Here is a 19358-nt window from a genome sequence, read left to right as displayed (position 1 = left end):
ATGACCAGCCGGATCATCGGATCCCGGACGGCCTCATTTATGGTAAGATCGCGGCGCTGTGGCATTGGCCGGCTCCTTGTCTGTCGATTCGCAGCCCATGCTCGCGAACCGTTTTTCATTTCCTCACCGGCCGGAGCCGCATGATTGGCAGTTTCTCGTCCGTCTCATCTGGCAGGACCAGTTCACGGCCTTGTTATTGACGGCGGGCGACATAGGTGTTACCAGTAAGTAACATTCTGGAAGTTACAGACCGGTAACACCCTAGTCAAGAGGTGGCCGAGGGTTTTTTGGAAACGAAAGGAGATCATGATGACAGACGGCGTCGTGGAGCGCTCTCGTCCCCGGGATCGGATTCTGGAGACGGCACGCGACATGTTCCACAAGCACGGCATCAAGGGCGTCGGCGTCGACGCCATCACCGAAGCTGCCGGCACGAACAAGATGACGCTCTATCGTCACTTCGAATCCAAGGACGAACTGATCGTTGAGTGCCTGCGCGCCAATGCGGCCAAGGCCGGCGCCATGTGGGACGCTTTCGAGGCCGAGTTTCCCGGCGACAAGCTCGCGCAGTTGCATGCCTGGGTTGGCAAGGCGGCTGCCATGCTCAATACCGACGGCCGCGGCTGCGACATGGCCAATGCCGCCGCTGAGCTGACCGAGCCAGACCATCCGGCGAGGCTGGTGATCAAGGAACTCAAGGAAGCCCAGCGCGAACGCCTTGTGACGCTATGCCGGGGTGCGGGCATCGGTCAGGCCGAACTGCTTGCCGATACGCTGTCGCTGCTGTTCGAAGGCGCCCGTGTCAGCGTGCAGACCGTGGGCGCCGAAGGTCCGAGCACGCAGTTCGTGCGCATGGCCGAAGGGTTGATCGTTTCCTTCCGGGGCACCGCCGCCGGTTGAAATCCGCCGCGACTGTTGGCGATTTGCCGGCGTATGATCGAGGCGATGCTTGGCGCCCTTTGGCGTGGAAGGAATTTCCGATGCTGAATGAAAAAAGCCCGCTGCCGGGAGGAGGTGGCAGCGGGCTCGATTTCGAATGTGGCGCGGGAGGAGGTGCACCCCATTCATCGTCGGCATCGCATCTGGGAGGAGTAGATGGCCGACAACCAGAACTTACGAGTTGCCCAATGATTCGGCAACAATGAATTGTGCATAGCAGCTGTGCAGATTTGCCGTATCAATTATCAGACAAATCCAAGAAACCGGCTTTTCCGAGGCGCCGGCCTTATTGCACCGGCACGTTTTCCCTGAAAATCAGGCGCGGCTCGATGAATTTCCGGGTGAGATAGGGCGCCGATGAGGCGATGGAGCCGAGCAGGCGGATAACCGACTGTTCGGCGATCAGCCTGGCGTTCTGGTCGATGACGACGTCGACGAGGTCGTCGACGAGATAGCCGCGGGTTTCCCGCGTCAGGTCGTGGCAGATGAACACCGGCTTGCGGTTGGGCCTGGCTTCCCGGATGGCTTTCGCAACGCCGGAGCGTCCGGCCCCGACGCAATAGATGCCGAGCAGTTCCGGTTCGTTGTGCAGCGCCTTCATGGTTTCGGCGTAGCTGGCATCCGGTTCGTCGTTGATCTCGACGGCACTGGTTACGGTGAGGTTGGGAAACTCTTCGCCGAGCACTGAGCGAAAGCCCATTTCACGCTCCTCATGGCCGCGATAGGAGCGCGAACCGACGACCATCGCCAGATGGCCCTCGCGGCCGCCGAGGAAGCGGCCCATCAGAAGTGCCGCCGTTCGGCCCGCCACCCGGTTGTCGATGCCGATATAGGCCGAGCGGGGAGCGGCAGGAATATCGGACACCAGCGTCACCAGGCGGATGCCGGCCTCGACAATGTCGCGCAGGATGTTGCGGGTTCGCGGATGGTCGATGGCGATGACACCGACGCCATTGGCCCTCAGCGACAGATTTTCTACGGCGCTCTGCAGTGCGTTCGGCGAGATGCCGGCGAGGTTGTGGATCCGGCACGAAGCGACCAGCGGCAGGCGCGATGCATAGTCCTCGATGTGCCTTGCCAGATCCTGCATGAAGGCGTTGCCGCCGATCGGCAGGAAGAATTCAAGGTTTGCGGGCTTGGAGGGAAGCGTAACCTGGTCGGCGACCGGCAGATAGCCGAGCTGCTTGGCGGCTTCCATGACGCGCTGCCGGTTGGCGGCGCTGGCGCCCGGCCGGTTGTTGAGCACCCTGTCGACCGTCGCGGTCGAGAGTCCGCAATTCCTGGCGATGTCGGAGACGGTGGCCTTCATGCCGCAACCCTATGCGCCGATGCGATCGTGCGCCAGACAAGCAATTTCGCAGCCGATGCGATCCGAGGGACGGGTGATCGACATCCATCACCGCGATGCGCGTTGGGCTGTTTCGACAAGGCGGCTTCCGCCCTCAGTGCGGCGGCTTGCCGTCGGCGATGGCTTCGCGAATTTCCTTGTCCGACATGCCAGTGATGATCCGTTCGACTTCCGTCACGGTTGTCTCCTTCGGGTCGATGTCGTCGGCGACCACCTTGCCCCGGCGCATGACGACGATGCGGTCGACCACCTGGAAGACATGATGGATGTTGTGCGCGATGAAGATGCAGGAATGGCCGGAATCGCGAGCGTTGCGCACGAAGCTCAGCACGCCTTGTGTCTCGGCGACGCCGAGATTGTTGGTCGGCTCGTCGAGGATGATGAGGTCGCTGTCGAAATGCATGGCGCGCGCGATCGCCACCGCCTGGCGTTCGCCGCCGGAGAGCGAGCCGATCGGCGTCGTCGGCGGAATGTTCTTCGAAATGCCGACCTGTTTGAGCAGGTCGCGGGCGACGGTGTTCATCGCCTCCTGGTCCATGCGGTTGAGGAAACGCGGCGGCTTGATCGGCTCGCGCCCGAGAAACAAATTGCGGGCGATCGACAGTTGCGTGACCAGCGCGGAATCCTGGTAGATCGTTTCGATGCCCTGCGCGATGGCGTCGCTGGTGCTGCGCAAGGTGACCTTCTTGCCGCGGATGAAGATGTCGCCGCTGGTCAGCGGCACCGCGCCCGACAAGACCTTGATCAGCGTCGACTTGCCGGCGCCATTGTCGCCGAGCAGGCCGACGATCTCGCGCTCGTTGACATGGAAATTGGCGTCCTCGAGCGCCTGCACGCGGCCGTAGGACTTGCGGATGTTCTGCATGCGGATCAATGGCTCGGCCATGGTTCAAGTCCCTGCCTGGTGCCGGCGTTCCAGCCATGAGTGGAGCGCCATCATGCCAAGGATGATCGCGCCGATGAAGATATTGTAGGCAAGACCGGGCACGCCGATCAGCACGATGCCGTTGCGCATCACGCGCAGGATCAGGATGCCGAGCACGGTGCCGATGATGGTCCCGCGTCCGCCGGTCAGCGCCGTGCCGCCGATCACCACCATGGCGATGACTTCGAGTTCGTAGCCGGTGCCGCTATTGGGATTGGCGGCGGAAGTTCGCAGCGAGGAGATGACGCCGGCCAGCGAGGCCATGAGCGACGACAGCACGAACAGGCCGATCTTGACGCGGTTGACATTGACGCCGCGGGCGCGCGCGGCGTTGGGATTGCCGCCCGCCGCCTGGATCCAGTTTCCGGTCCGGCTTTGCGTCAGCACATAGCCGAGCGCGATCGCCGCGGCGATGAACCAGAACAGCGACATGTAGATGCGGAACGGCCCGATGAAGAAGTCGCCGACCAGCGCCTCTGCCAGCCAGCTGCCCTCGGCGCTCCAGGTGCGCTGCGGAAAACCGTCGGTGATGAAAAGCGCACTGCCGCGCACCACGAGCAGCATGCCGAGCGTGACCAGGAAGGACGGGATCTTGAGTTGCGTGACGAACCAGCCATTGACCAGGCCGATCAGGGCGGCAACCACCAGCGCGGCAACGAAGCCCATTTCCAGCGAGGTGACGCCGCTGTTGAACAGCGTCCACATCAGCACGGGCGAGAAGCCGAACAGGGATCCCACGGACAGGTCGAATTCGCCTGACGTCATCAGCAAGGTCATCGCCAGCGCGATCAGGCCGAGCTCGACGGTGAAGGCCAGGGTGTTGGAGATGTTCTGCGGCGACAGGAAGTCGTGATTGAAGCCCCAGAAAACGCCGATCTCGACGATGAGCAGCACGAAGGGACCGAATTCAGGCCGCGCAATCAGGCGTTGGACAAGCGAATGATTTTCCACTGGGAACCCGCGACATGGTTTGGAACGGGCCGCGATCTCCACCGCCTCGGATGGATTGTCGCGACGCAAGAAGATATCTGGCGCCGCGAGCCAGACGGACACGGCGCCAGGGATCGCGGTTTATTTGCCGGACAGTATCTTGTCGTAGATGCCGGCGGTGTCCTTCTCATAGAGCGCGCCGGTGATGACGTTGAAGCCCGGAGGAATGCCTGACGCCGCCATGTTGGCGAGCGACAGCGCGACATAGCTGGTCGCCTGCGGGTCCTGCCACTGGCCGGCATTGACGTAGCCGTTCAGCACTTCCTGCGTGGTGTCGAGCGAGTTGCCCCAGCCGACAACGGGGATTTCGCCCGGCTTGACGCCGACCTGGTCGAACACCCGCTTGATCGAGCCGGTGACGAGGTCGCCGAGACCGATGATGGCGTTGACCTTGCCCTTGTGGGCGGTGAGGTAGTCGACCATGCGGTTGATCACTTCGGCCTGGTCGAGCGTTGCTTCGGTCACTTCGTAGGTGATGCCGAGCGGTCCAAACACGCTCTTGATGCCTTCCTCTTCCTGGACGCCATAGGTGGCGCCGGGGATCTCGACGGGCATCCAGACGAAGTCGCCCTTCTTCACCAGGCCCTTGTCGACCAGATATTGCGCCCAATGCTTGCCGAAGGTGACGTTGTCGCCGCCGACATAGGCATTGAAATTGGCTTTTGGATCAGGCGTGTTGAAGTTGATGATAGGGATGTTGGCCGCGCGGGCTTCCTTGACGATCTCGACGAGGCTGCCCGGATCGGGGCTGGTGGTGACGATGCCGTCGGCCTTGGCCGAGAGGGCGGCGCGAACCGCTTCCTGCTGGGAGGCGACGTCGCCATTGTGAAACGAGGTGTTGACGGTGTTGCCGGTGTCCTTGGCCCATTGCTTGGCGCCGGCCAGGAAGTAGGTCCAGACCGGGTCGGCCGGGCCGCCGTGCGAAATCCAGTAGAAGGTCTTGGCCTGCGCCGCTGCCGGAACGACCGTCAGCGCGACCAGCAGGCCGTAGAGCACAAGTCTCAGTCTTGTCAGCATTTGATTTCCTCCCGGTTGAAGATGATCCGTCTCTTGTTCCGGCGTCGGCCGGATTGCGTCTTTTGCCAGCGCCGCTCGGATGCCTCAGAGCATTCCCTTTTTCGACGGATGGCAAGCCTCCATCTGCAGATGTAGTTGGCGCCTGACGCGGCGCCATCAACGGTCCCATCAGATTGCATCAGTCGGGGTGATTTTTCCGGGCGGCCGGATGATGATTGGCGGCGAGGCTCAGCCGAGCGGATTGTCCCCGCTGTGTCCGGCGTGCCAGTGGCGCCACGGCCGGATCAGCCGGTCGATCGCCAAGCCAAGCACGACCAGAGCACCGGTGGTGAAGGCGGCCCAGATGGCATCCACGCCAAGCAAGGTCATGGCGTTGTGGGCAGGTTCTTAGATCAGATCGGCCTTTGCCAGGTCGCGCATGAGATGGCTGGCGCCGTAGGTCCAGTGCGGGCAATCGGGCGACAGCCGCACCCGGTTGACCAGCGCGCCGAACTTTTCCGACGAGATGGTGACGATGTCGCCGACCTTGTGGGTAAACCCCTTGCCCTTTTCGCCGCGGTCTTTCGACGGCACGAACATGGTGCCGAGATAGAGCGCCAGCCCGTCCGGATACTGGTGATGCGGCCCCATGGCGGCGGCTACCAGTTCTTCGGGCGAACGGCTGATCTCGGCCATCGAGCTTGCGCCCTCCAGCGAGAAGCCATCCTCGCCCTCGACCTTGAGGCGCACCACGGCGCGCTTCACGTCGTCGATCGAGAAGGTGTCGTCGAACAGTCGGATGAAGGGTCCAAGCGACGCCGAAGCGTTGTTGTCCTTGGCCTTGCCGAGCAGCAGCGCGGAGCGCCCTTCGACGTCGCGCAGATTGACGTCGTTGCCGATGGTGGCGCCGACGATCCTGCCGCTCGAGGCGGCGATCATGGCGATCTCCGGCTCCGGATTGTTCCAGGTCGACACCGGGTGCAGGCCGACATCGGCGCCGAAGCCGACCGAGGCCATCGGCTGGCACTTGGTGAAGATCTCGGCGTCGGGACCGATACCGACTTCCAGATATTGCGACCAGGCGCCGCGCGCGATCAGCTTGGCCTTGATCTCCATGGCTTCCGGCGAACCGGGTTTGAGCTTCGAAAGGTCGTGGCCGATCAGCCCGGCAATGTCGGCGCGGATGGCGTCGGCCTTTTCCGCCGAGCCGCGCGCCTGTTCCTCGATCACCCGCTCGAGCAGGCTGACGACGAAGGTCACGCCCGACGCCTTGACCGCCTGCAGGTCGACCGGGGAGAGGAGATGGGGCTTTGTCGGATCGCGTCTGGCTTGAAAACTGTTTGCTGCGATGTCGTCGAGCGAGCCGATCGGCTTGCCCTTGGCCGAGCGCACATGACCTGCCGGATCGGCCATTTCGCAGATGTCCCGCACGGTCGGCGCTGCGATCGAGGTGATATCGAAGACGGTGTCGTCACGCGCCGTGACCACGAGTGGGTGAGGCACATCAGCCGATCGAGCGCGGCCGAGAAAGACGCCATCGTCAGGCAGAAACGTCATGTTTGTCATTGCACTCTCGTCGTTACGCAGGATGGTTCGATGTTATGAGGTGCGCATGGCCTCTTCAAGCCGACACGCCCTGAAGCAGCATGTGCCAAGCGACAGGCGATCAACGAAAATGGCCTTTGTCACGATGTCACTGCACTGCGTCGCGACTTCCGATGTGGCGCTACAGCTCATCCCAACGTAACCGCAAATGCGCGCTTGTCGATCCGCCTTTTTCCAGCGTGGTCAGGCCGCTGCCGTGATGAGCATCCACCACATGTGAAACGGGTTCGAAGCAGAAGAAATCAGCGTTTCGTGCCGACGAATAGAGGACGAAGACATTCAGCGAGGGCGACGCCTCGATCGTGACGGCGATAGCGTCATCCGGCTGGATGATCGAGGCGTGCCCGTTCCAGCCTTCGAAGGCATTGTTGACCCAGGCGTCGGGAAGCGGCGCGGCTTGCGAAAAATCCCAGTCCGGCCGGGAGGCCAGCGGCACCACCCCCGTCGGCAGGTGTCGCTCGTCCTCCAACCAGACACTGCGCGCCGATGCTTGGAGCAGAGTGCGCGGGCGGCGCGGAAACCAGGGGTGGAAGCCTAGCCCGTAGGGCAGGCGTATGGCGGCTCGGTTCTCGACAGCCAGCACGGCGGACAGCGCGCCATCCTCCAATGCATAGCGGACGCTCGCATGGTAGCGGTAGGGTCCGATCGCCCCATCCTCCAGAGCCAGCTCCATTTCAGTGCCGGTTCGCCTCGTCAACCGCCACGGCCTTTGAAATGCGTCGCCGTGGAGTGGGAACGGCTCGCCGTTGACATTGGGCTCTATCGCATGGAAGCGCCCGTCAAACTCGAAGCCGCCGCCGGAAATGCGGTTTGACCAAGGGATCAGCAGTTGGGACCCGAACTTCAGCAGACCCCTCGATGGCTCAAACACAGGCGTCGGTGCTCGGCCGGTACGGAGCGCGTCGTAGCGCAGGATGGCAGCGCCCTCGCGGGGACGCACCACGACGCTCGCACGCCCATCGGCAAGTTCGATCTCATCGCCATTGCTCATTGAAAAGCAGCCATGGCTACCATCCGCCATCGATGTTGATGTTCTGACCGCTGATCATGTCCGATGCCGGGGAGACGAGGAACAGCACGAGATCGGCGATATGCTGCGGCTCGATGCGTCGCTTCAGGCATTGGTTGGCAAGGATCCAGTCATTGTATTCCTCGAGCCGTTCTCCGAAGACGCGCTCCTCTGCCTCGGAAACGACGGCGCCTGGCGACACCGCGTTCACGGTGATGCCGTGTGGTCCCAATTCCCGCGCCAGCGACTTGGTGAGTCCCAGCATGGCTCCCTTCGAAGCCACGTAGGGAACGTAGCCGTCCCAGCGACCGTTCAGCGTCACCGAGCAGAAGTTGACGATCCTGCCCTGGCCTTTCTTCTTCATGCCAGGCGCGCAGGCGCGCGCCAGCGCGAAGGCGGCTGACGAATTCACACGGATCTGGTCCTCGTACTCGCCAAGTGAGAATTCCTCGAACGGACGGTTGATGATGAGCGCCGCGTTGTTGATCAGAATGTCGATCGTGCCTTCTTCGTCGGCGAGCGCCTTAACCGCTGTCTCGGCTTCGGCCAGCTGGTTCAAGTCGCAACCGACATAGACGATCGTACCCTTGTTTGCCGCCGCCAATTCCGCTGCGATTCCGGGCCCTTCTGCATTCTCCGGCCGGTCAAGCAGAAGCACGCGCGCGCCAGCGCGGGCAAGCGCGGCAGCCTGGGCGCGGCCGAGCGAACCCAGACCGCCGGTCAGGAGCACAACTTTACCGGAAAGGTTCGTCATCACCGTTCCCGCCCCTCAAAGCACGTTGTGAACTTCATCGATGGAGGTTTCCTCGATGCGTTTGTCGAGAACGACCTCGCCGCGCGCCATCGCCACCACGCGATCACAGCAATCAAAAACGTGATGCATGTTGTGGCTGATGAAAACGCCGGTCACCCCTTGTGCCTTCAATCCACGTACAAAGCCGATGACCTTGCTGGTCTCCTTGACCGAAAGGTGATTGGTCGGCTCGTCGAGGATCATCACCTTCGACTTGAAATGCATGGCCCTCGCGATGGCGACGCCCTGCCGCTGGCCGCCTGACAATTCACCGACCAGTGCGTCGGGCGAGCGCAGATGCAGGTCGACATTGGCGATCGCCTTGATGCTTTCGCTGCCCATCTTCTTTTGATCCAGTATGCCGACGCCGAATACGGAAAACAGCGTCGGTTCGCGGCCGATAAACAGGTTCCTGGCGATCGACATGGTGGGAACCATCGAATTGTACTGGTAGATGGTCTCGATGCCGAGGTTCATCGCGTCGCGTGGCCTGGCGATCCGCACCGGTCTGCCTTCGACCAGGATCTCGCCCTCGTCGGCGGTATGGACGCCCGACAGAATGTTGATGAGCGTCGATTTGCCGGCACCGTTGTCGCCGACCAACCCAAGTGCCTCGCCTCGCTTCAGGTCGAGGCTCACGCCCTTCAACGCATGGACGCCGGAATACCATTTGTGAAGATTGCGGACGGAGATGATTGCGTCTTCCATGGCTCAGCCCTCCATCTTGATCGCCTTGGCACGCTTGCGCATCCAGGCATTGGCCACGACGGCGAAAATGGTCAGGAAGCCGATCGCGAATTTGAACCAGTTCGCGTCGACATTGGAGAGCACCAGCCCATTGTCGATGATCCGGATGAGGATCGTGCCGATGATGCCGCCAGCGACCGTACCGATGCCGCCTGCGAGCGAAGCGCCGCCGATGACCGCCGAGGCCACCGCCTGGAGTTCCAGGCCTTCGCCAATGGAAGGCAAAGGAGAGCCCAGCCTCAGCACTTGCAACATGCCGGCGAAACCCGACAGCATCGAGCAAACCACGAAGCATGCGAGTTTTACTCTCGCTGTCGGGATGCCCATCGAGGCGGCAGCCGGGTGGAAGCCGCCGGTGGCCTTTATCCAATTGCCGAAATTGGTTCTGGAAAGCATCAGTGACGTTAAAAGGGCAATTCCCGCAAACCACAGGAACGACATGCGGAACATGTTGCCGGGGCCGACGAACGAGGTGAACAGCCAGTTCGGAAGATCGGCGGGAAGCAAGGGTGGAAACCCGCCCGAGACGACGATCGTCAGCGACCGGGCGATGAAAAGCATGCCGAGCGTGGTGATGAAGCTCGGGATCTCGAACCAGATCGTCACATAGCCGTTGATAAATCCGATCACCGCGCAAACGATAAGCCCGGCCAGCAAGGCAAGTGGGAAAGGCACCCCTTCGACCATGAGGACCGCCATGCACATCGGCATCAGGGCGAACACCGATCCGACCGACAGGTCGAATTCGCCGCTGATCATCAAGATCGTGACGCCGATGGCGACGAGGCCCGTTTCCGGCAGAATGCCGAGTATGCCGCGAAGGTTATCCTGGTTGAGGAACACGCCATTCGAGCGGATCTCGAAAATCACCACGAGAAGCACCAGCAGGATCAGTCCCGCCAGTTCCGGCTTTTCCAGATAGGTCTTGAAGAGGCGTTTCAAGGCAGGCTCCAGGAATTCGAGGCAAGGGACCACCCGGCGGTGCGAGCACTGCCGGGCGAACACATGGCGCGCGTGGGCTTAACGCAGACCTTGCGAGGAAAGCGTCATGATCGCGTCGGCCTGATCCCGGCGCACGATGCCTTGACCCGTATCGATGTCGGAGGGGGCCAGACCTACCTTCTTGTTCAAGTAGGCTTCCATGACGGGCATGAAGCCCTGCATGTAGGGCTGTTGGTCCACCAAAGCCTGTACGTAGCCCTTCTGCATCTGCTGCAGAACTTCCGGCACCAGATCGAAACCGCCAAGGAGTACCTTGCCCGGCGCGACGCCGCGGTCCTGCAGCGACCGCGCAACGCCCGCGCACCAGAAGCCGGTGTCGAAATAGGCTGTGGTGTCGGGATGCGCATTGAGATAGGCGCCGACACGATCGGATGTAATCGCGAGGTCCGTTCCGCTGTCGATCCGCTCCCATGAGACCTGGCGGTCGGGATGGGCCGCCTTGTACTCTTCCAGGAACTGCATCACGCCTGCGCCACGGCTTTCGGACCAGTTCTGGCCGGGTGCGGAAATGCCGACCAGAACCTTGATTGGCCCCTCTTTCGGGAAGCTTTCGGAAATCGCCTTGCCGAGCGAATAGCCCGCCGGCTTGAAACCTTGCCCTATGAAGGCCTGCCGCGCATTGCCCTTGGCGCCTTCGGTGTCATCGACATTGACGGCAATCACCAACACACCGGCATCTCGCGCCTCCTTGATGACGTCGTCGAACGCCTTGTTGTCGACAATCGAGGTCAGCAGGGCATCCGGCTTGGCGGCAAGTGCGGCGCGCATGTTGGCGAGTTGTTGCTCGACCGAGCCTTCGGTCTGGGTGAAAATCATGTTGCACTTGGCCTCGACCTTGCCGCAGGCATCGTCAAAGCCCTTTTTCACCGCCTGCCAGAAGGTGTTCGAGGCCGACGAATGGTGTGTAAAGACGATGTTGAGCCCGTCGGCACTGGCGACGGAAGGCCCGGCAAGCAGCGTCGTGGCGAGCAAAAGCGTTGCAGTCAGTCGTTTCATTTCTATTCCTCCCGTTGAGTGTTCTTCAGATGTCCGTCTTGTCGGAGACGCGGCGATGGACGGTGTAGGCCCGACCGAGGTCGGGATTGAGTTCCAGCCCGAGGCCTGGGCCAGGCGGCACGGTGATCATGCCGTCCTTGACTTCCGGTAGCGCGGTCACGAGGTCGCGGTACCAGGTCCTGTAAAATGCCCGCACACTCTCCTGTACGAGCGCGTTGGGCGCGTTGAGGGATAAATGCGTGGATGCCGCCAGGACCACTGGTCCGGTGCAGTCATGCGGCGCGACCGGCAAATGCCAGGCCTCCGCCATTGCGGCGATCTTGCGTGCTTCGGAAAGCCCGCCGCACCAGGAAATGTCCAGCATGACGATGCCTGCGGCGCCGGTCTCCAGAAGGTCGCGGAATGCCCAGCGACTGCCCAGGGTTTCCGACGCCGAGATCGGTGCCGGGCTCGCGGCCTCGTAGCGCTTGAGATCGGCGAGGCTATCCATGCGGATGGGATCCTCATGCCAGTACGTGCCATAAGGCCCGAGCGCCTTGGCGATCTTGATCGCCGGCAAGAGCTGCCACATGGAGTGGAACTCGACCATGATGTCGATCTTGTCACCAACCGCTTTGCGGATCTTTTCGAAGGGCTGCAGCGCGGCTTTGAGGTCGCCGGCGGTGATGTCTTGCCCCCGGCTTTTCTCGGCGGCATGGTCGAAAGGCCAGATCTTCATGGCCGTGATGCCGTCCTCAAGCAGCTCCGCCGCCAATTCGTCGGCGCGGTGGAGAAACCCGTTCAGGTCGTCGTATCCTTGCCTTGTGCCCAGACCATAATTCGCGGTGGTCTGTCCCTTGCCGTCCTTGATGTATTCGGTGCCGGCGCAGGTGTTGTAGGTACGGATGGACCGGCGCGAAAAGCCCCCCAGGAGTTGCGCGATCGGCTGGTTCATGGCCTTGCCGAAAATATCCCAGAGCGCGATGTCGAAGGCGGAATTGCCGCGGACTTCGACCCCGCTTGAGCGGAAACCGAGATAGCCAACCAGGTCCGCGGAAAGCAGATCGATCTGCAGTGGATCGCGGCCGATTACGCGTGGCGCGACATATTCATGGACATATTCCTCGACCGTGCGGGCCAAGAAAAAGGTTTCGCCAAGGCCGGTAATGCCTTGGTCGGTATGCACCTCGATCCAGAGCAGATTGGGCCGCTCTTCGATGCGAATGGTCTCAAGCGAGCGGATTTTCATGCGATCCCCGCGTCGATCAATGCCTTGACGCTTTTGTCGAAATGCGCGGCCATATGTTCGGCGGCAAGTTGCGGGTTCCCCGCGATGATCGCCCGAGCAATATCCGCGTGCCCCTCGATCATCTTGATCTGCTCTTCCTCGGTTACACGCGTACGCCAGCCGATCACCCAGGTGCGTCGCGTGACGCCGCTGAAGGCGTTGATGATCAACGAAAACACCGGGTTGTGAGAGGCCCGCGCGATCGCCTCATGGAATGCGATGTCGTGTTCCATGACGATCTCGGGCGCACGGTAATTCTCGCGCATCAGGCGCGCGCATTTCTGTATTTCAGCCGCCTCCGCGTCGGTCCGCCGGAGTGCGGCGAGCGCCACCGTGCGCATTTCGATGGTGCGGCGCACATCATAAACCTGCTGGACGCTGATCTGTTCGGTCGTGACGCCGTGCTCGATCACCATCGACATGGCGCCAATGTCGAGCTTGGCAACGCTGGCGCGCCGGCCGGCGCTCATGTCGATGAGGCGCATCGCCGACAGCGACCGAAACGCCTCCCGCACCACCGTCCGCGAGACACTGAGCTTGCGGGTCATGTCGGCTTCACTGGGCAAGAGGTCGCCAGGGCCAAGGCCTTCAACGCGGATGTGCTGGGTGATGGCCTGAATTGCGGCACTCACCAGCCCAGGATTTGTCTCGTCAGGCCCAATGCCGCGATCGCTTACCATTTGCCCAAAACCTGTATGACATGTTTTCTTGAAATGGGTATATCTTTGTGAAATCTTGTCTGTCAATAGCGGTTGACTACGCGACAGTTGGGAAGGGAGAAAAGGGTAGTGGATAGCGGAGAGAAACAGCCAGGCTTCGTGTTCGATGCCCAGGATATCGTCGGTGAGAGCCTGCTCTGGGACGAGAACAGGAAGACGCTGATCTGGGTGGATATCATCGGGCGACGCATTCACCAGCTCGATCCGGGTACTCGCGATCATCGGAGTTGGCCGACGCCGGACCTCGCAACCTCGATTGGCCTGCGTAAGGACGGTGGCGCGATCGTCGGGCTGCGAAAGGATGTGGCTCTGTGGGATTTTGGAAAAGCCTTCAGGACGATCGCGACGATCGAACCGGACAGCCCTGACACACGGTTGAATGAGGGCATTGTCGCCCCGGATGGCTCATTCTGGGTCGGCACCATGGAAAACAACATCGATGCCGACGATCGTCCACGCGATATTTGGCGAGATGCGGGGCGGATCTATCGCGTCGACACGGCCGGCATCGTCGAGGCGCTCAGCGCCGATCGCTTCGGCATCACCAACACGATGGTCTGGACAGCGAATGATACCTTCATCACGGCGGACACGACCAAGAACCAGATCTTTCGCTATCACTGGGACAGGGTGCGGTCGCGAATAACCGACAGGCGCCCTTTCTTCTCGGACTTTCCACGCGGCCTGCCGGATGGGTCGTGCATGGATGCGGAGGGCTATGTCTGGAATTGTCGCGTTGCGGGGGGCGGCTGCCTGGTTCGCATTTCACCTGACGGGGTTCTGGACAAGGTGGTGGACCTGCCCTGCAGCTGGCCCACGAGCTGTACCTTCGGCGGCGAGAATTTCGATATCCTCTTCGTCACTTCGGCACGGTTTACCATGAGCGAGAGGCATTTGCAGGCAAACCCGCAGGAGGGCGGGTTGTTCGCTGTGCGCGCAGGCGTTCGAGGCACACCAGCCAAACGGTTCGGTGAGATTACCTACTGACGCGGCCGAGAACGGCAGGCTTGCCAGGTCGGCTACGGCTTTTCGACCAATCCGGGCAAAGCGCAGCGTTCCGGCAGTCGCCGGAGCGTTGATGACGACCAATTCAGGAAAGCCGGATTCTGCTTGACAGTTTCACGAATATGAAAAATTGTTAGCCAATTTCAAATTTGGTGAGCTGGTCGATGTCGGCCTTAGTTGCAGCACAAGCGCCAAAGGCCCGGTCTTCATCGGGCTTCCGGCTCGCCATGCTGTTGCCAGGGGCGCTGGTCACTTTCCTGCTGATCCTGTTCGCGCTTGGCCTGGTGCTGTTCCTTGCCTTTCGCGGCAATGACGGCTCGCTCCTCGGCGTTGGGCTGACCGTCGATAATTTCGTCACCGTGGCCACCGATCCGCTCTACTGGACGGTGACGCTGCGCTCGTTGGTCATCGCCGGCCTGGTGACGCTGGCAACCGTCGCCACCGCCTATCCCGTCGCCTACTATCTTGCCTTCCATGCCGGGCGCCGGCGCGGCCTGCTGTTGTTCCTGGTGACGCTGCCGTTCTGGACCAGCTATCTCCTGCGCGTCTTCGCCTGGAAGATCGTACTCGCCTACAATGGCGTCCTGAACTCGGCGCTGATCGAAAGCGGCATCTGGTCGGAGCCGACACTGGCATTTCTCAACACGCCAGCCGCTGTGGTCGTCACGCTGGCTCACGCCTATGCGCCCTTCGCCATCCTGCCGATCTACGTGGCGCTGGACACCATCCCGAAATCGCTGCTCGAGGCTGCCTCCGACCTCGGCGCGCGGCCGTTCACCGCTTTCCGCCGCGTCGTGCTGCCGAATTCGATGCCGGGCGTGCTGGCGGCCGCGCTCGTCGTCTTCGTGCCGACAGTCGGCGACTATGTCACGCCGGCCATGGTCGGCGGCCCGGCCAGCACCATGATCGGCACGCTGATCCAGTCGCAGTTCGGCAAGGCCAATGACTGGCCGTTCGGCGCCGCCCTTTCGGTCTGCGTCATGCTGGTCATCCTCGTCGTGGTGCTGGTCGCGCGCAACGCCGACCGCAGATTTGGCAGCCGCACATGAGAGTGGACCGGGCCGGGACGAAACGGGATGGCCGCTGGCTCGGCCTCTACGTGCTTGCCTATCTGGTGTTCCTATATCTGCCGGTCCTGCTGATCCCGCTGTTTTCCTTCAACGATTCCATCCAGGCGGCGTTTCCGCTCCAGGGGTTCACGCTGCAATGGTACGAGACGCTCTACGGCAATCCGGCGCTGTCGGGCGCGCTCGTGAACAGCCTCGTCATCGCCACTGTCGCCGCTTCCGGTGCAACACTGTGCGGCATCACCGTTTCCTATATGGACCTTTACGGCCGCTCGCCGCTTGCCGCCACCATAAGCGCCATAGCCCGCCTGCCGATCCTGATCCCCGGCGTCATCGTTGGCATATCGTTGCTGATCCTGATCAACCTCATCGGCCTTGGGCCGTCGCGCATCGCCATCGTGCTCGGCCACATACTGGTGGCTTTGCCCACGACCGTCGTCGTCATGCGCAGCCGTTTCGCCGCCATCCCCAGGACGGTCCGCGAGGCGGCGCTCGACCTCGGCGCCTCCGACTGGACGACGTTCCGGCGGGTCATGCTGCCGCTCAGCCTGCCCGCCGTGCTGTCGGCCTTCATGCTGGCCTTCCTGATCTCCTTCGACGAATTCATCGTCGTCTTCTTCCTTGCCGGCACCGAGCCGACCCTGCCGCTCTATATCTGGAGCCAGCTGCGCTTCCCCCGCTCGTTGCCGACCGTCATGGCGCTGGGGACGGTGATCCTGGCCACATCCTTCATTATCGCCGGCACCGCCGAGATCTTGCGCCATCGCGGGCTCGGTGCCAAGCGCCGCAATCCAGCCTGACCATAACAATGAGAGGAGAACGAAAATGACATTCCACCTGACATCGATAACCGGACACAAGGCGCGCGCCGGCCTCGCCGCGCTGGCGCTCGCACTGTCTTCGACCGTGGCGCTGGCCGCCGAAAAGCTGCAATATTTCACCTGGTCGGGTTACGAATTGCCCGATTTCAACAAGAGCTTCCTCGCCGCGCATCCCGATGGCGTCGAGGCCTCGATCTTTGGCGATGACGACGATGCCTTCACCAAGGTCAAGGCCGGCTTCCGGCCCGACATCGCGCACCCCTGCTACGACAAGGTGGCGCGCTGGAACAAGGAAGGCCTGCTGCAGCCGATCGACACCAAGCGCATCAAGAACTGGGATTCGATCTTCCCGGTGTTCAAGAACCTGCCCGACCTGCAGGCCGGCGATGGCAAGGTGTGGATGGTGCCGTGGGACTGGGGCAACACTTCCATCCTCTACCGCACCGATTTGGTGAAGAACCCCGAGGCAAGCTGGAACCTGCTCTGGGACAAACAATATGCCGGCCGCATGGCGACCATCGACGCCGTGCACGACACGCCGATCGTCGCCGCGCTTCTGGCCGGCGTCAATCCGTTCGACATGACGCCCGAGCAGATGGACAAGGTCGCGGAAAAGCTGCGCGAACAGCGGCCGCTGCTGTCGAGTTACACCACCGACATGACGTCGGTCGAGCAGGCGCTTGCCAGCGGCCAACTGGTCGCAGCAATGACCTGGAACGCCTCGGCCACCTCGCTCAAGAAGCAGGGCGTGCCGGTCGAATTCATGAATCCGAAGGAAGGCATGCTGACCTGGGCCTGCGGCTTCGTGATGCTGAAGGACGCCAAGAATGTCGATCTCGCCTATGATTTCATCAACAGCCGGCTGGATGCCGATTCGGGCAAATATCTCATTCAGTCCTATGGCTATGGCAGTTCGCTGAGCACCGCCTTCGCCGGCGTCACGAAGGAGGAACTGGAGAAACTGCAGCTGCCGTCCGATCCCGAGGTGATGCTGAAGAGCACCATCTTCACCGGGCCGATGAAGCAGAACGACGATGTGGCCAAGATGTTCGAGAAGGTGAAGGCTGGCGGGTGATCGGTGGTTAATTTCGGAAGCTGGCGCTGCCCCTCATCGCCCTGCCGGGCACTTCTCCCCGTATAGTGACGGGGAGAAGGAGCCGGGCGCAATGCTGGCGAGTCCCTTGCGACGCTGGTGATTGGCGAAACCGGCGATAAGAGCGTCCCTCTCCCTGTCACTATACGGGGAGAGGATGCCGGCAGGCGGTGAGGGGCGGCGCCAACGCCCGGTAAAGTACGAATTCAATCCCGAGGCCGGCCGTTGTCTGGTGCTGGCCTTAGACGCAACAAGGATCGACGAATGGACATAGTCGACGAGGCCGCCGAAAAACCCAAGGACGATGCCGATGTTCGCGTCGGGCGCCGTGTGCGGGCGCTGCGGCTGGAGCGGCGCCTGTCGCTGGCCGAACTGGCGGCAAAAGCAGGTGTGTCGATCGGCGCGCTGAGCCAGATCGAGCGCGGCATGTCCTCGCTGCGCGTCAAGGTGATCTGGCCGCTCGCCGCCGCCCTCGACATCGAGCCTTCGGCGCTGATCGCCGATGGCGACGAGGCCGTCAACGATCTCTATTGCGTGCGCGCCGACAAGCGGCGCTCCATTCCCGTCAAGTCGGAAGGCATCGCCAAGGCGCTGCTGTCGCCGCCGGGTGCGACGCTCACCGGCATGCTGGTGACGGTGGAGGCCGGTGGCGGCACGGCGGAAGCCTATGCCCATGCCGGCCATGAATTCGGCTATGTGCTTTCGGGCGAGGTCGAACTGGTGGTGGACTCGACAAAATACGGGCTGAAGACCGGCGACAGCTTTGCCTTCAAGAGCACGCTGTTGCATGCCTTCCGCAATCCCGGCGCCGAGCAATGCCAGATCCTGTGGGTCAACACCACGAAGCCTTCCGAGGTTCGCGATGGCGCCTGATCCACTCGTCCGGCTGCAGGCGGTCTCCAAGGTTTTCCCGGGCGGCATCGTCGGGCTCGATGCCGTCGATCTCGACATTATCAGCGGCGAGTTCATCACGCTGCTCGGGCCGTCCGGCTGCGGCAAGACCACCAGCCTGCGCGTCATCGCCGGCTTCGAAAGCCCGTCGAGCGGAAAGGTCTTACTCGACGGCCGCGACATCACGGCGCTTCGGCCCTTCGACCGGCCTGTCAACACCGTGTTCCAGGACTACGCGCTGTTTCCGCATATGGATGTCGCCGAGAATGTCGGCTTCGGCCTGTCATTGCGCAAGTTGTCGGGAATCGAGCAGGCAAAGCGGGTCGGCGAAGCGCTGGACATGGTCGGTCTCGCCGACAAGTTTCGCGCCCGTGTCTCCGAATTGTCGGGCGGCCAGCGCCAGCGCGTGGCACTTGCTCGCGCCATCGTCTGTGAGCCGCGCGTGCTCTTGCTCGACGAGCCGCTGTCGGCGCTCGATGCGCATCTGCGCGAACAGATGCAGGTCGAGTTGAAGCGGCTGCAATCGCGGCTCGGCACGACCTTTGTCATGGTCACCCATGACCAGACCGAGGCGCTGTCGATCTCCGATCGCATCGTCGTCATGAACAAGGGCCGCATCGAGCAGATCGCGCCGCCGGCGACGCTCTATGACCAGCCTGCGACGAAGTTCGTAGCGAGCTTCATCGGCACCATGAACCTGCTGCAGTCGCGCTTTGTCGGCCGCGATGGCGAGCGCCTCCGTTTCACCGCCGGCACCTTGCCGCTGGAGGCAATTTCTGAAACCGGCCAGTCACCCGGCGAAGGCGAAATGCGCACCATCGGCGTGCGTCCGGAGGATTTGCTGGCGGCCACCGAGGCCATGCCCGGCACCGCGCCGGCCCGCGTCAACAGCATCGTTTTCCACGGCCGTACCTTGCGGCTGCATGCTGAACTGGGGCAGGGGTTGCCGGTGGTGATCGATGCGCCGCGCCAGGCAGAGGGTTTTCAATTCAGCGTCGGCGACGTGGCGCATGTCAGCCTGCGCCGTGGCGCCAACTGCCCCATGCTGCCGAGTTAGTTGCACCCACATTCGCAAGGTCGCCGCACAGTTACGGGCGGGGCAGGTCTGATCGACATGTGAACAAACGACCATGGAATTAAGTAGG

20 protein-coding genes are annotated in these 19358 nt (G+C 62.2%); 7 read left to right on the top strand and 13 right to left on the bottom strand.

Annotated elements, in window-relative coordinates:
* The first annotated feature begins 309 nt into the window (after positions 1–309).
* On the top strand, positions 310–900 hold the full coding sequence (locus tag D3242_RS01575) for a TetR/AcrR family transcriptional regulator (RefSeq protein ID WP_027046599.1): 591 nt from the start codon (positions 310–312) through the stop codon (positions 898–900).
* A gap of 325 nt (positions 901–1225) precedes the next feature.
* Here the strand turns inward: D3242_RS01575 and D3242_RS01570 are convergent, their stop codons facing one another.
* The 13 genes from D3242_RS01570 to D3242_RS01515 form a co-directional block, all read right to left on the bottom strand.
* Entirely contained in the window at positions 1226–2248 is a 1023-nt protein-coding gene (locus D3242_RS01570; RefSeq protein ID WP_038645303.1) for a LacI family DNA-binding transcriptional regulator, read from the bottom strand.
* Between the two features lie 133 nt (positions 2249–2381).
* On the bottom strand, positions 2382–3173 hold the full coding sequence (locus D3242_RS01565) for an ATP-binding cassette domain-containing protein (protein WP_038645305.1): 792 nt from the start codon (positions 3171–3173) through the stop codon (positions 2382–2384).
* 3 nt (positions 3174–3176) lie between these two features.
* Positions 3177–4163 (bottom strand): ABC transporter permease, encoded by a 987-nt coding sequence (locus D3242_RS01560; RefSeq protein ID WP_020628799.1) that lies wholly within the window; start codon positions 4161–4163, stop codon positions 3177–3179.
* A 120-nt stretch (positions 4164–4283) separates the two neighbouring features.
* The gene (locus tag D3242_RS01555) at positions 4284–5219 is read right to left on the bottom strand and encodes a substrate-binding domain-containing protein (protein ID WP_038645308.1); all 936 of its coding nucleotides are present in this window, start codon (positions 5217–5219) and stop codon (positions 4284–4286) included.
* Between the two features lie 228 nt (positions 5220–5447).
* The gene (locus tag D3242_RS33440) at positions 5448–5588 is read right to left on the bottom strand and encodes a hypothetical protein (RefSeq protein WP_019856894.1); all 141 of its coding nucleotides are present in this window, start codon (positions 5586–5588) and stop codon (positions 5448–5450) included.
* A gap of 18 nt (positions 5589–5606) precedes the next feature.
* The gene (locus D3242_RS01550; RefSeq protein ID WP_038645310.1) at positions 5607–6764 is read right to left on the bottom strand and encodes a fumarylacetoacetate hydrolase family protein; all 1158 of its coding nucleotides are present in this window, start codon (positions 6762–6764) and stop codon (positions 5607–5609) included.
* 160 nt (positions 6765–6924) lie between these two features.
* Positions 6925–7794, bottom strand: coding sequence for an aldose 1-epimerase (locus tag D3242_RS01545; protein WP_223217767.1), 870 nt, complete (start codon positions 7792–7794; stop codon positions 6925–6927).
* A 16-nt stretch (positions 7795–7810) separates the two neighbouring features.
* The gene (locus D3242_RS01540; protein WP_019856897.1) at positions 7811–8566 is read right to left on the bottom strand and encodes an SDR family oxidoreductase; all 756 of its coding nucleotides are present in this window, start codon (positions 8564–8566) and stop codon (positions 7811–7813) included.
* Between the two features lie 15 nt (positions 8567–8581).
* Positions 8582–9313 carry an ATP-binding cassette domain-containing protein gene (locus D3242_RS01535; protein ID WP_010914799.1) on the bottom strand — a complete coding sequence of 244 codons (732 nt, stop codon included), beginning with the start codon at positions 9311–9313 and terminating at the stop codon, positions 8582–8584.
* Positions 9314–9316: 3 nt separating this feature from the next.
* The gene (locus tag D3242_RS01530) at positions 9317–10294 is read right to left on the bottom strand and encodes an ABC transporter permease (protein WP_064983192.1); all 978 of its coding nucleotides are present in this window, start codon (positions 10292–10294) and stop codon (positions 9317–9319) included.
* 78 nt (positions 10295–10372) lie between these two features.
* Complete coding sequence (locus D3242_RS01525; protein ID WP_064983190.1) at positions 10373–11350, bottom strand: sugar ABC transporter substrate-binding protein; 978 nt, start codon at positions 11348–11350, stop codon at positions 10373–10375.
* Positions 11351–11375: 25 nt separating this feature from the next.
* Positions 11376–12578 carry a mandelate racemase/muconate lactonizing enzyme family protein gene (locus D3242_RS01520; RefSeq protein WP_064983189.1) on the bottom strand — a complete coding sequence of 401 codons (1203 nt, stop codon included), beginning with the start codon at positions 12576–12578 and terminating at the stop codon, positions 11376–11378.
* The gene (locus D3242_RS01515; RefSeq protein ID WP_064983187.1) at positions 12575–13297 is read right to left on the bottom strand and encodes a FadR/GntR family transcriptional regulator; all 723 of its coding nucleotides are present in this window, start codon (positions 13295–13297) and stop codon (positions 12575–12577) included. The genes D3242_RS01520 and D3242_RS01515 overlap by 4 nt, the downstream gene beginning before the upstream one ends.
* 108 nt (positions 13298–13405) lie before the next feature.
* Between D3242_RS01515 and D3242_RS01510 the strand changes: the two genes are divergently transcribed.
* The 6 genes from D3242_RS01510 to D3242_RS01485 all read left to right on the top strand — a co-directional run bounded on the left by D3242_RS01510 (position 13406) and on the right by D3242_RS01485 (position 19270).
* Positions 13406–14323, top strand: a complete 918-nt coding sequence (locus D3242_RS01510) for an SMP-30/gluconolactonase/LRE family protein (RefSeq protein ID WP_038645315.1) — start codon at positions 13406–13408, stop codon at positions 14321–14323.
* A 182-nt stretch (positions 14324–14505) separates the two neighbouring features.
* Positions 14506–15390 (top strand): ABC transporter permease, encoded by an 885-nt coding sequence (locus D3242_RS01505; RefSeq protein WP_027046602.1) that lies wholly within the window; start codon positions 14506–14508, stop codon positions 15388–15390.
* A complete protein-coding gene (locus D3242_RS01500; RefSeq protein ID WP_064983186.1) occupies positions 15387–16208 on the top strand; it encodes an ABC transporter permease in 822 nt (273 codons plus the stop codon). Before D3242_RS01505 ends, D3242_RS01500 begins: the two co-directional genes overlap by 4 nt.
* Positions 16209–16233: 25 nt before the next feature.
* Positions 16234–17304: an ABC transporter substrate-binding protein gene (locus D3242_RS01495; protein ID WP_064983184.1), complete on the top strand. Its 1071-nt coding sequence runs from the start codon at positions 16234–16236 to the stop codon at positions 17302–17304.
* Positions 17305–17586: 282 nt separating this feature from the next.
* Positions 17587–18195 carry a cupin domain-containing protein gene (locus D3242_RS01490; protein WP_019856907.1) on the top strand — a complete coding sequence of 203 codons (609 nt, stop codon included), beginning with the start codon at positions 17587–17589 and terminating at the stop codon, positions 18193–18195.
* The gene (locus D3242_RS01485; protein WP_064983182.1) at positions 18185–19270 is read left to right on the top strand and encodes an ABC transporter ATP-binding protein; all 1086 of its coding nucleotides are present in this window, start codon (positions 18185–18187) and stop codon (positions 19268–19270) included. Before D3242_RS01490 ends, D3242_RS01485 begins: the two co-directional genes overlap by 11 nt.
* The last annotated feature ends 88 nt before the right edge of the window (positions 19271–19358 follow it).

The organism is Mesorhizobium jarvisii, from assembly GCF_003601985.1.
In the GTDB taxonomy this organism is placed as follows: domain Bacteria; phylum Pseudomonadota; class Alphaproteobacteria; order Rhizobiales; family Rhizobiaceae; genus Mesorhizobium; species Mesorhizobium jarvisii.
Note: the sequence above shows the minus strand (reverse complement) of the source record. Positions and strands in the feature narration are given on the sequence as shown.